General features: G+C 54.0%; 8 protein-coding genes. All 8 read left to right on the forward strand.

All coding sequences use genetic code 11. From position 1 onward, the window contains the following. The 8 genes from dnaA to ACA073_RS00040 all read left to right on the forward strand — a co-directional run bounded on the left by dnaA (position 1) and on the right by ACA073_RS00040 (position 12472). Positions 1–1521, forward strand: coding sequence for a chromosomal replication initiator protein DnaA (dnaA, locus tag ACA073_RS00005; RefSeq protein WP_497400665.1), 1521 nt, complete (start codon positions 1–3; stop codon positions 1519–1521). A gap of 39 nt (positions 1522–1560) precedes the next feature. After that, the gene (dnaN, locus tag ACA073_RS00010) at positions 1561–2664 is read left to right on the forward strand and encodes a DNA polymerase III subunit beta (RefSeq protein ID WP_017341709.1); all 1104 of its coding nucleotides are present in this window, start codon (positions 1561–1563) and stop codon (positions 2662–2664) included. A 20-nt stretch (positions 2665–2684) separates the two neighbouring features. Then, positions 2685–3788 carry a DNA replication/repair protein RecF gene (recF, locus tag ACA073_RS00015; RefSeq protein WP_497400666.1) on the forward strand — a complete coding sequence of 368 codons (1104 nt, stop codon included), beginning with the start codon at positions 2685–2687 and terminating at the stop codon, positions 3786–3788. Positions 3789–3793: 5 nt separating this feature from the next. Then, positions 3794–6211 (forward strand): DNA topoisomerase (ATP-hydrolyzing) subunit B, encoded by a 2418-nt coding sequence (gene gyrB / locus ACA073_RS00020; RefSeq protein ID WP_497400668.1) that lies wholly within the window; start codon positions 3794–3796, stop codon positions 6209–6211. Between the two features lie 888 nt (positions 6212–7099). Continuing rightward, positions 7100–7678, forward strand: coding sequence for a TnsA endonuclease N-terminal domain-containing protein (locus ACA073_RS00025; RefSeq protein ID WP_497400670.1), 579 nt, complete (start codon positions 7100–7102; stop codon positions 7676–7678). Continuing rightward, a complete protein-coding gene (locus ACA073_RS00030) occupies positions 7659–9620 on the forward strand; it encodes a TnsB C-terminal domain-containing protein (protein WP_497400672.1) in 1962 nt (653 codons plus the stop codon). Before ACA073_RS00025 ends, ACA073_RS00030 begins: the two co-directional genes overlap by 20 nt. Continuing rightward, the gene (locus ACA073_RS00035; protein WP_497400674.1) at positions 9617–10558 is read left to right on the forward strand and encodes a TniB family NTP-binding protein; all 942 of its coding nucleotides are present in this window, start codon (positions 9617–9619) and stop codon (positions 10556–10558) included. Before ACA073_RS00030 ends, ACA073_RS00035 begins: the two co-directional genes overlap by 4 nt. Before the next feature lie 81 nt (positions 10559–10639). Next, the gene (locus ACA073_RS00040) at positions 10640–12472 is read left to right on the forward strand and encodes a TniQ family protein (RefSeq protein ID WP_497400676.1); all 1833 of its coding nucleotides are present in this window, start codon (positions 10640–10642) and stop codon (positions 12470–12472) included. The last annotated feature ends 256 nt before the right edge of the window (positions 12473–12728 follow it).

Raw genomic sequence — 12728 nt, forward strand, 5'->3', positions numbered from 1 at the left:
GTGTCAGTGGAACTTTGGCAGCAGTGCGTGGAGCTTTTGCGCGATGAGCTGCCTGCCCAACAATTCAACACTTGGATCCGTCCACTACAGGTCGAAGCCGAAGGCGACGAGTTGCGTGTCTACGCGCCGAATCGTTTTGTTCTCGACTGGGTCAATGAAAAGTACCTGGGCCGCGTCCTTGAACTGCTTGATGAGCACGGCAACGGCATGGCGCCCGCGCTCTCCTTATTAATAGGCAGCAAACGCAGTTCGGCGCCGCGTGCCGCTCCGAATGCCCCACTGGCTGCAGCCGCGTCCCAGGCACAGGCGGCTCAAGCGCCTGTCAGTGCTTCGGTGCCCGCCCCGATGGCCACGCCGACCAAGCGTTCGACACAGAAAGTTGCTGAAGTCAGTGAAGAGCCGTCGCGCGACAGTTTCGACCCGATGGCAGGTGCGAGTTCTCAACAGGCCCCGGTGCGTTCCGAGCAGCGCACGGTGCAGGTCGAAGGTGCGCTCAAGCACACCAGCTACCTGAACCGCACTTTCACCTTCGAGAACTTCGTCGAAGGTAAGTCCAACCAACTGGCCCGCGCAGCCGCCTGGCAGGTAGCGGACAATCCCAAGCACGGTTACAACCCGCTCTTCCTTTATGGCGGCGTTGGCTTGGGTAAAACCCACTTGATGCACGCTGTGGGTAACCATCTATTAAAGAAGAACCCGAATGCCAAGGTCGTGTACCTGCATTCGGAGCGTTTCGTGGCCGACATGGTCAAAGCGCTGCAACTGAATGCGATCAACGAGTTCAAGCGCTTCTACCGTTCGGTGGATGCGTTGCTGATCGATGACATTCAGTTCTTCGCCCGCAAGGAACGTTCACAGGAAGAGTTTTTCCACACTTTCAACGCCCTGCTCGAAGGTGGCCAGCAGGTCATTCTCACCAGTGACCGCTATCCGAAAGAAATCGAAGGGCTTGAAGAGCGCCTCAAATCCCGCTTCGGCTGGGGCCTGACGGTAGCCGTCGAGCCGCCGGAGCTGGAAACCCGCGTGGCGATCCTGATGAAAAAGGCCGACCAGGCCAAAGTCGATCTGCCCCACGATGCGGCATTCTTCATCGCCCAGCGTATTCGCTCCAACGTCCGTGAGCTGGAAGGCGCGCTCAAACGCGTGATCGCCCACTCACACTTCATGGGCCGCGATATCACCATCGAGCTGATCCGCGAATCCTTGAAAGACCTGCTGGCGTTGCAGGACAAACTGGTCTCTGTGGATAACATTCAGCGCACTGTCGCCGAATACTACAAGATCAAGATTTCCGACCTGCTGTCCAAGCGTCGTTCGCGCTCGGTCGCTCGTCCGCGTCAGGTTGCCATGGCGTTGTCCAAAGAGTTGACTAACCACAGCCTGCCGGAAATCGGCGATGTGTTTGGCGGCCGCGACCATACGACCGTTTTGCACGCCTGCCGCAAGATCAACGAACTTAAGGAATCCGACGCGGACATCCGCGAGGACTACAAGAACCTGCTGCGTACACTGACCACTTGATGCATACCAGCGCAGCTTATTAAGGCAAGGGACTAGACCATGCATTTCACCATTCAACGCGAAGCCCTGTTGAAACCCCTGCAACTGGTCGCAGGTGTCGTCGAGCGCCGACAGACCTTGCCGGTGCTCTCCAACGTGCTGCTGGTTGTCGAAGGCCAGCAACTGTCGCTGACCGGTACTGACCTGGAAGTCGAGCTGGTCGGTCGTGTACAACTCGAAGAGCCTGCTGATCCGGGTTCCATCACTGTGCCTGCGCGCAAACTGATGGACATCTGCAAGAGCCTGCCGAACGACGCGCTGATCGACATCAAGGTCGACGAGCAGAAGCTGGTGGTGAAGGCTGGCCGTAGCCGCTTCACCCTGTCGACCCTGCCGGCCAACGATTTCCCGACTGTTGAAGAAGGCCCAGGTTCGCTGACGTGCAGCCTGGAGCAGAGCAAACTGCGTCGTCTGATCGAACGCACCAGCTTCGCCATGGCCCAGCAGGACGTGCGTTACTACCTCAATGGCATGCTGCTGGAAGTCTCGGCCGGTATCATCCGCGCCGTGGCCACCGACGGTCACCGTCTGGCCATGTGCTCGATGCAGGCCGACATCGGTCAGCCGGATCGCCACCAGGTCATCGTGCCGCGCAAGGGTATCCTTGAGTTGGCGCGCTTGCTGACCGAGCCGGACGGCATCGTCAGCATCGTTTTGGGTCAACATCACATCCGCGCTACCACTGGCGAGTTCACCTTCACCTCGAAACTGGTCGACGGTAAATTCCCGGACTACGAGCGTGTTCTGCCCAAGGGCGGCGACAAGCTGGTACTCGGCGACCGTCAGGCGCTGCGTGAAGCGTTCAGCCGTACGGCGATTCTGTCCAACGAGAAGTACCGTGGTATTCGTCTGCAATTGGCCAATGGTCAGTTGAAAATTCAGGCCAACAACCCGGAGCAGGAAGAAGCGGAAGAAGAAGTCGGCGTTGAATACAACGGCGGTAATCTGGAAATCGGTTTCAACGTGAGCTACTTGCTCGACGTGCTGGGCGTGATGACCACTGAGCAGGTTCGCCTGATCTTGTCCGACTCCAACAGCAGTGCGCTGGTGCAAGAGTCCGACAACGACGACTCGGCCTACGTTGTCATGCCGATGCGTCTGTAATCATGCTTAGCAGAAGCTAGATGTCTTTAAGTCGCGTCTCGGTCACCGCGGTGCGCAATCTGCACCCGGTGACCTTCTCCCCCTCTCCCCGCATCAACATTCTTTACGGCGCCAACGGCAGCGGCAAAACCAGTGTTCTGGAAGCCATTCACCTGCTGGGGCTTGCCCGTTCGTTTCGTAGCGCCCGCCTGCTGCCGGTCATTCAGTACGAGCAACTGGCGTGCACGGTGTTTGGTCAAGTCGAGTTGGCTGAGGGCGGGCATAGTGCATTGGGAATATCGCGCGACCGCCAAGGTGAGTTCCAGATTCGCATCGACGGGCAAAACGCCCGTAGCGCCGCGCAACTGGCTGAAATCCTGCCGCTACAACTGATTAACCCTGACAGCTTCCGCCTGCTTGAAGGCGCCCCGAAGATTCGCCGGCAGTTTCTCGACTGGGGCGTGTTCCACGTGGAACCGCGATTCATGTCAACCTGGCAGCGCTTGCAGAAGGCCCTGCGCCAGAGAAACTCTTGGCTGCGGCATGGTACACTTGACGCCGTTTCGCAAGCGGTTTGGGACAGAGAACTGTGCCAGGCCAGCGCTGAAATTGATGAATACCGCCGTGCTTATATCAAAGCCTTGAAACCAGTCTTTGAACAAACCTTGAGCGAACTGGTTGAGCTTGAGGGTTTGACGCTCAGCTATTACCGAGGCTGGGACAAGGACCGCGAGTTGAGTGCAGTGCTCGCCGGGTCCCTTCAACGGGATCAGCAATTGGGTCATACCCAGGCCGGACCACAACGCGCTGATTTGCGTCTCAGATTGGGCGCGCATAACGCCGCAGACATCTTGTCCCGCGGACAGCAGAAGTTGGTGGTCTGTGCATTGCGGATTGCTCAAGGGCACCTGGTCAGCCAGGCCCGACGCGGCCAGTGTATTTATCTGGTGGATGACTTGCCGTCCGAACTGGACGAGCAGCACCGCCGCGCGCTTTGCCGCTTGCTGGAAGACTTACGCTGCCAGGTGTTTATCACCTGTGTAGATCACGAATTATTGAGGGAAGGCTGGCAGACGGAAACGCCAGTCGCCCTGTTCCACGTGGAACAGGGCCGTATCACCCAGACCCACGACCATCGGGAGTGAAGGCATTGAGCGAAGAAAATACGTACGACTCAACGAGCATTAAAGTGCTGAAAGGCCTGGATGCCGTACGCAAACGTCCCGGTATGTACATTGGTGACACCGACGATGGCAGCGGTCTGCACCACATGGTGTTCGAGGTGGTCGATAACTCGATCGACGAAGCTTTGGCCGGCCACTGCGACGACATCAGCATCATCATCCACCCGGACGAATCCATCACCGTTCGCGACAACGGCCGTGGCATCCCGGTAGACGTGCACAAAGAAGAAGGCGTCTCGGCAGCCGAGGTCATCATGACCGTGCTGCACGCCGGCGGTAAGTTCGACGACAACTCCTACAAAGTATCCGGCGGTCTGCACGGTGTAGGTGTGTCGGTTGTGAACGCACTGTCCAAAGAACTGATCCTGACCGTGCGCCGTAGCGGCAAGATCTGGGAACAGACTTACGTCCACGGTGTTCCGCAAGAGCCAATGAAGATCGTTGGCGAGAGCGAAACCACCGGCACCCAGATTCACTTCAAGCCTTCGGCTGAAACCTTCAAGAACATCCACTTCAGCTGGGACATCCTGGCCAAGCGGATTCGTGAACTGTCTTTCCTCAACTCCGGTGTCGGTATCGTCCTCAAGGACGAGCGCAGCGGCAAGGAAGAGCTGTTCAAGTACGAAGGTGGCCTGCGTGCGTTCGTTGAATACCTGAACACCAACAAGACCCCGGTCAACCAGGTGTTCCACTTCAACATCCAGCGTGAAGACGGCATCGGCGTTGAAATCGCCCTGCAGTGGAACGACAGCTTCAACGAGAACCTGTTGTGCTTCACCAATAACATTCCGCAGCGCGATGGTGGTACTCACCTGGTAGGTTTCCGTTCCGCACTGACGCGTAACCTGAACACCTACATCGAAGCTGAAGGCCTGGCCAAGAAGCACAAGGTCGCCACCACCGGTGATGACGCCCGTGAAGGCTTGACCGCGATTATCTCGGTGAAGGTGCCGGATCCGAAGTTCAGCTCCCAGACCAAAGACAAGCTGGTTTCTTCCGAAGTGAAGACCGCGGTCGAACAGGAAATGGGCAAGTACTTCTCCGACTTCCTGCTGGAAAACCCGAACGAAGCCAAACTGGTCGTCGGCAAGATGATCGACGCGGCACGCGCGCGTGAAGCGGCGCGTAAAGCCCGTGAGATGACCCGTCGTAAAGGCGCGCTGGACATCGCTGGCCTGCCGGGCAAACTGGCTGACTGCCAGGAAAAAGACCCTGCCCTCTCCGAACTGTACCTCGTGGAAGGTGACTCTGCTGGCGGTTCCGCCAAGCAGGGACGTAACCGTCGGACCCAAGCCATCCTGCCGCTGAAAGGCAAGATCCTGAACGTCGAGAAGGCGCGCTTCGACAAGATGATCTCTTCGCAAGAAGTGGGCACCTTGATCACCGCGCTGGGCTGCGGCATCGGCCGCGACGAGTACAACATCGACAAGCTGCGCTACCACAACATCATCATCATGACCGATGCTGACGTCGACGGTTCGCACATCCGTACCCTGCTGCTGACGTTCTTCTTCCGTCAGTTGCCAGAGCTGATCGAGCGTGGCTACATCTATATCGCTCAGCCACCGCTATACAAAGTCAAGAAAGGCAAGCAAGAGCAATACATCAAAGACGACGACGCCATGGAAGAGTACATGACGCAGTCGGCCCTGGAAGACGCGAGCCTGCACCTGAACGAGGAAGCCCCGGGTATCTCCGGCGAAGCCCTTGAGCGCCTGGTGAACGACTTCCGTCTGGTGATGAAGACCCTCAAGCGTCTGTCGCGCCTGTACCCACAGGAATTGACCGAGCACTTCATCTACCTGCCAGCGGTGAGCATGGAGCAGCTGTCCGATCACGCAGCGATGCAGGATTGGCTGGCCAAGTATGAAGTTCGCCTGCGCACCGTCGAGAAGTCGGGTCTGGTCTACAAGGCCAGCTTGCGTGAAGACCGTGAACGTAACGTCTGGCTGCCAGAGGTCGAACTGATCTCCCACGGCCTGTCGAACTACGTGACGTTCAACCGCGACTTCTTCGGCAGCAACGATTACAAGACCGTTGTCTCCCTGGGCGCTCAACTGAGCTCCTTGCTGGACGACGGCGCGTATATCCAGCGTGGCGAGCGCAAGAAGCCGGTCACCGAGTTCAAGGAAGCCCTTGAATGGCTGATGGCCGAAAGCACCAAGCGTCACACCATCCAGCGATACAAAGGTCTGGGTGAGATGAACCCGGATCAGCTGTGGGAAACCACCATGGACCCAAGCCAGCGCCGGATGCTCAAAGTGACCATCGAAGACGCCATTGGCGCGGACCAGATCTTCAACACCCTGATGGGTGATGCGGTCGAACCACGTCGTGACTTCATCGAAAGTAATGCCTTGGCGGTTTCCAACCTGGATTTCTGATCCCGTGTCGGTTCACAGAATACCTGACCGTTTTCACAAATAGATGACCGGCCGGGCCCGATGCTTGGTTTCCGCCGGTCACCGTTAAGCCCGCACTCGCGGGCTTTTTTGTGCCTGCTAGGTGCTCAGTTCCATGCCCTCCAGTTGATACGTGGGAGCAAAGAAAGGGGACGCTAACTCATAGGCATTCCAAGGAAAGCGTGCTCTAGCAAGGAATAAGGGTCTGGGCGCTATAGCGAGCAGGAGTAGAGCGAGTGGTCGGGCCGAATTATGAAGCGGAAATGGGAAAAGTTTGCGCGCAAGCTAATACTGAAAGTATCGAAATCAAATCCGATAACACGAACACATAAGGAGAAAGTCAAGTCTTATCGAGGAAATATTCGTAGAGAAAGACGAATGGTAGGAGTAAAATCTGGCACGCTCTTACGTCGTAAGAGCGCACCAACAAAATCAGCCGTTTACGTAAACTTGTTGGAGCAAGTTCCTAACGGCCACCGGTAACAGCTTCTGCTGTGGACATCTATCTGGAAAATAGAGGTTCAAGAGCATGGCTGCTTTCGTCAACGATCCCATAAGGAGGCATCGAGAAATGTAGATACTGCCAAACCAGAGGTTTTGACAGCGCCACAACCAGGTACTTCTTGCGTCAGATCTCGCGCAATTTCTGCCTTTTTTCGGCGCTTGTCAATCCTCTCCCAAAAAATCGACTTCAGCGAGGGCGCTCGACGGGGAAGTGTTGCCTGTCGAAAAACCTCTCAGAGCTCCGCTCTGCACCTGAATTTTTAGGTGTAGCGACGGCGTTCGTCTTTGGATTGTTGGAGGTGTTCGATGTCAGTGCGAAAGGTTATCACCAGGCGTTCTTGCCATTTCAGAGGCTACTTTCCTTCCTTGAAAAACGGCAAGCCTATGGCTTGGGAATCTCAGCTAGAGGGTTGTTTTTTTCGGCTTCTGGAGCTATCGCCACAGGTCCGTAGTTACGGCATACAGCCTAGCCAGGAGACCTTAACGGTTGGGCTGGTATCCATGAAATATTTTCCAGACCTTCGTGTTTTTCTCATGGATGGCAGGGAATGGTGGTTCGAAGTGAAGCCACAAAAGAAGCTTTTGATTGCCAGCATCAAGCAAAAGATGGTCGCCGCGAAGGACCATTTCGCCGCCAGTAAGCGCAATTTTTCTGTCGTTAAGAATGATCTCATTCACCGCGAACCGTTGGCTAAGAATCTTCAGCAACTGATGTATCACCGTCGGGGACCCATGCTTTCGAATTCTCAGATCGATGAAGTAGGCGAACTTCTAGATCTGCACGACCCGAAGACTTTTGGAGAACTTACTGCGATTTTTGGTGATATGGAGGCTTGGCGTCTACTGGGGTTAGGTATTGTCGGAGTTGATCTTGAAAAGACTATCAGCATCTGCTCAGAAATATTCTTAACTGGAGGTCATCGTCATGCAGATATTTTCAATTAAAGCAAAGTTAGCCATATCGATACAGGGCGTTTATATGGTTCTACAAAGGCGATTAGTTGATCGTCGACTGCTATTTTTTGATGAATTAGGTGAACCGACGAAGTTAACAGACGCCGAGTTCTACCGTGGTTACGAAAAGCGTGAAATTGAAATTTGCGCGGACCAGCCATTTCTTGGAGAGGTGCCATTCGTACGGAACGTAGCGCCTGATCTTACGTGCTTTCCACCTGCTCAAAGTCAAGAAGCCTTGCGTCGTCGCCAGTATCTTGAGGGTGTCATGGGGAAAGACAAATCGAAATTGCCGAGTGATGAAATCATGTTGGAAGAATTGAAAAAAATAGCAACAAAAATAGGCGATTCATTCGCTCCTTCAATATCTACCGTCAGGCGGTGGGCATCAAGATACATTGGAAAAAATGTTATAAAGTTGATACCCCAGCATAACAAAAAAGGCCGTTCAGCCGCCATTACAGGTGAGCTTGAAGGCATACTGGAGAGTGTCATTGATGAACATTATCTAAAAGACACTCGGCCAAAAGTTTCAAAGGTCATAGGTGAATACCATCTCAGACTTGAGGCCCTTAATCGGGAACGGTTGCCCTCTGAACAGTTCATTCTCCCCAGCGACATGACCGTCCGCAGATACATTGCCAAGCTAGATCCCTACTTGGTGGATGTTGCTCGACTCGGTAAGCATGCCGCTAATAAAAAGCACCGTGTGGCAGCGGGTGTGCTCCAGGTAAATCAGATCCTCGAGAGGTGGGAGATTGATCACACCCTATTGGATGTCCTGCTCGTGGACGAGGAGACCGGTTTGGTTATCGGACGACCGTACCTAACGATAGTGTTAGATAGGTACTCTCGAATGATCATGGGGTACCTCCTCCACCTGTCTGCGCCAAACACAGAATCTGTTCTACGAGTCATTGAGCGTTCGATCCGCCCCAAAGCAGAACTGTTGCAACGCTTTCCGAAAGTGAAGAATGAGTGGCGAGCCCATGGTATGCCGGCTCGGATCGTTCCGGACAATGCTGCCGAATTTCACGCTGATGATTTGATTTTGGGGTTCAACGATCTAGGCATCGAGATAATGTATCCCGCCTCCAGGGCTCCTGAAATGAAGGGCGCGGTCGAGCGCTTTTTTAGCACTCAGAATCTGGGACTTATCCACAACCTCCCGGGTACAACATTCTCCAATATCCAGGAGAGAGGAGATTATAAGTCCGAAAAACACGCCTGCTTCACCTTATCGCAGCTGGAAGCCGTAGTCGTTAAATGGATCGTTGATGGTTACCACCAAACGCCGCACCGAGGCCTTAAAAAGAGGACTCCCGCCCAAGTCTGGGCAACTGATGAGGCTCAGACGCTGGTCAGACTACCTGTGGATCTCGACGCCCTTGAATGCATTCTTGCTCGACGAACCCCCGTTAAGGTTCATCACTATGGAATTGAAGTTGACAGCATCGGTTACCACTCGGCTGAGCTCGCTCAGTTGAGAATGCTCTTAACGCCTGATGAGAAGGTAAATGTTCGTTATCGAGACGAAGCTGGGCATGTTTGGGTTCATGACCGGTTTAGAAACGTATTTCTCCAGGTCCCGGTGAAGGACAAGCGGTTGATTGGTAAGAGCCGAGAAATGTGGAAAGCGGCCCAGAAAGCGCTTAGAGATGCCGGAGGAGAGCAACCAAGCTTTGACGAACTTCATCGTTGCTACCAAGAGCTGCGCGAAGACATTGACGAAGCTCGCCGTTCTCAGAAACTGCGAGTGCGTCGGGAAGCAGCGCGGGTCAAGTTGGACAGAGAGGGCCGTAAGGCCGACGCGGACACCCCTCCGGTTGTCGTTGCTGAGATGGAGTGGGTTGATAGGTCATTCACGCCGCCAGAGGCACCCTCCTCCTTCAAGGTTTCCTACCGTCCACCATCAGGAGGTGATCGACCATGAACGCTATAGAACAAAGTATCCCTCCCTTCTCTCTGCGTCACCATTTCATTCACAGCCCCCAAGCCGAGCGAGCCTTGACGCGCTTGAGTGAGGTTCACGGTGATACTCGACGTACCGGGGCGAGCAAGGGCTTAGTCATCCAAGGTCCGAGCGGGGTGGGGAAAAGCACCTTGATCAAGGAGTACGTCAGGGAATTGAAAGCGGCGGAACCTCCGGAGTCCGGGAAGCGGACGGTCTTGGTGGTTGAGATTCCCTCGTCACCCACCAAGAAAAACTTGGCGACAGCGATGCTGACAGCACTAAAGGATCCGTACGCGGATGCTCGCGGTCATTCCGCGGAGGTCAAGTTCGCTCGCATTATTCTACTCATGACCAATCTTGGGGTTGAAGTCGTGGTGCTCGACGAAGCCCAACATTTGGTGGATTACCGACGCAACGATGCGCATGAAGCCGCGGATTGGATCAAGAGCCTGATGAACGAAACCAGCATCACCTTCGTACTCGTCGGGTTGAAGCGAACCGAGGGCCTGCTATGGGCGAACGAGCAACTGCGACGAAGGTTTTCTGCGACGGTTGATTACAACCGGTTCAGCTATGCCGAATGCACATCGGCGCAGTTTTCAATGCTTCTCGAGGTGATCGCTAGCCTATTGCCGGTTAAGGCCATCAGTTTTACGGAGCCTCAGTTGTTAAGGCGCTTTCACATGGCTTCATTTGGCTTGATTGACTACTTGATCAAAATTCTGGATCGAGCTGTTTGGCTCGTCCAGCATCGAGAGCTCGAAGGCATAAATCTGTATGTCCTAGCCGAAGCGTTTTTGGATGAGGTGTGGAGCAAAGCAACAGACCAGCGAAATCCATTCAGTATCAGCTTTAACTTCAAGCCTCTGATTGGATTTCATGAGCCGTTCGAAAAATTCGACTTGATCGCGGCCTAAAGAGAAGGCCGGGGAGATACCCCGGCCTCCCTCCTCTACAGAAACCCTTCGGTACCTCACTGTTCTCACGGATATACAGGAATGTTTGGTCTTTTAATCAACCCACAGCCTCAGAGCGATGAGAGCTTGTTAGGGTATTTACAGCGATTGGCGGGTGCCAATGGCTTAATGGGAAACGAGCTGATCAAAGCCTTTGAGCAGGCAAAGGAGGACGACATCGAAGACTGGTTCCGCAGCTTTGAGCTGCCGATGAGCTGGCCAGCGGTGTCCGAAGAGCTCCGGCATCCAAAAACCAAGGCGTTAAAGGTCTGGTCATTGCGTCACAAGAGGTATTGCGCCTGCTGCTTGGCTGAGAGCGCCTACTGGAAAGAAACCTGGGATTTGACGTTGGTGACGACATGTTCGTTGCATGGCGTTCAGTTACAGGACAGATGCCCTGGCTGTTCTGTGAAGATCAATCATGGCGCTATGTTGGCAAATAGCTGTAAGTCTTGTGGCTATCTCCTCTCTGAAAAGATTGTGGTGATCCCCGCTGCTGATAGCCATTCCGCTTGGATGACCTCTGCACTTGAAACAAGTTTGCACGATAACTTCAAGCTCGGAAGCTCTGGCTTGGATGCCCTTACCTATGAACAGCTACATGTTTTGTCGTCCCGCCTCGCCGTGAGAAGCGTGCGATCGGACTGCACAAAGCCACTGAAAGTGGCAGGCTCTGGGTCGCTTGAGGTTTCTCGACATTTAGCGCAGGCAGCCGGCCAAATTCTCGAGAATTGGCCGCGGGCATTTCGGGATTTGCTCAGCGATCTCAGGGATACAAGATCCAATGAAAAGGATTGGAAGCTTGCATCAGCATTTGGACCAATCTACGGAGACATTCATCATGATCTAGTGGCCCCCTGCTTCAACTTTGTTCGTACCGAATTTGAGTCTTACGTTAAGGATGAATGGCAGGCACCAATATCCAGGAGAAATCGTTACCTCAGCGAAAAAACGATCCAGGATCATCGCTGGGTTTCCATCGACGAGGCTGCAAGATTGACGGGCTTGCTAAGATCTTTTGTCAAGCGATTGCATGATCATGGAGAACTCGATTCTAGGGAGATTGTTCACTCATGCGGCCGTAAATTGAAGGTCATTGATGTAGTCCAGCTTCGAGAGCTTTCTTTACGCATGCAGGGCTCAGTCAACATGAGGCAAGCGGCAAAGCTGCTACATATCAATCTGGATAGAGTTCGACAGTTGATTCGCTCGGGGATGCTCCGGTTCTATGGCGGCAGGCCAAAGCATGGCGAAAACTGGCTGATAGATGTCGATTCTATTAACACTTTGAGACTAGAAAGTATTGAGCCTGCAACGGGAAGTGGTTTTGTTACGGTCAACTACCTCGCTAAGCACCACCTTCCAGCGGGTGGAGGCTTGGTAGAGCTGATCAAAGCGATTCAGGCCGGCCAGCTTCAAGCTTTTTCAGATGGTGATGGCAAGGTTATGTTGGGGCATTGGTTAATCAATACCCAGGCTCTGAAGAAGTGGATGTGGAATGTCTTTCAGAAACCCTCGGATTTCCCCGGGATTACCGTCTGCAAAGCGGCGATCCTTTTAGGGGTAAAGCAGGAGGTCGCCTACGCGTTGGTCCGGCAGGGGATCATTTGGAGTACCCCTATCAAAAGCGGTAGGAGTACTTTGCAAATGGTTCTCCCGAAAGCGATTGAGAGATTCAGACGCAGATACATACTTGGCCCCGAGCTGTCAGTCTTTTTGGGCCTACCGCCAAAACACGTCATGCCTCACCTTTGGGAGAATGGATTCAGGCCAGTTGCAGGGCCGTCCATTGTGAAGTCCCCCTGTCGACAATATGTGTGGCCCAGGAGCAAAAAATTAGTCGACTATTTGTCTTGGAAGGCTGCGCATTATTGAAATTCGAGGTTTGAATTTTAAACCTACGCGGCTCTCCCTTTCGGCCCCGTGGCTGGCGATTCAGACATCCGGTGATATGCAGACTACTGCTTATACATGATTGAATAGTTTTCAAGGAGATCCCCCGACGCCTTAAAGCACCATGAGAGGGGAGCAGGCTGCACTTCACCCAAGCAGTACAATTCAAGGTACATTTACGCCTATCAAATAAGGTCAGCACTGCTGGGATCGAGCGATCATGCCGGCTTGAAAGGGA

This window comes from Pseudomonas sp. LBUM1670, assembly GCF_059695695.1.

What these genes read in the sequence shown, in the direction of transcription:
- dnaN (WP_017341709.1), top strand. Translation starts at nt 1,561, where the DNA reads ATGCATTTCACCATTCAACGCGAAGCCCTGTTGAAACCCCTGCAACTG.
- recF (WP_497400666.1), top strand. Translation starts at nt 2,685, where the DNA reads ATGTCTTTAAGTCGCGTCTCGGTCACCGCGGTGCGCAATCTGCACCCG.
- ACA073_RS00030 (WP_497400672.1), top strand. Translation starts at nt 7,659, where the DNA reads ATGCAGATATTTTCAATTAAAGCAAAGTTAGCCATATCGATACAGGGC.
- ACA073_RS00035 (WP_497400674.1), top strand. Translation starts at nt 9,617, where the DNA reads ATGAACGCTATAGAACAAAGTATCCCTCCCTTCTCTCTGCGTCACCAT.
- ACA073_RS00040 (WP_497400676.1), top strand. Translation starts at nt 10,640, where the DNA reads ATGTTTGGTCTTTTAATCAACCCACAGCCTCAGAGCGATGAGAGCTTG.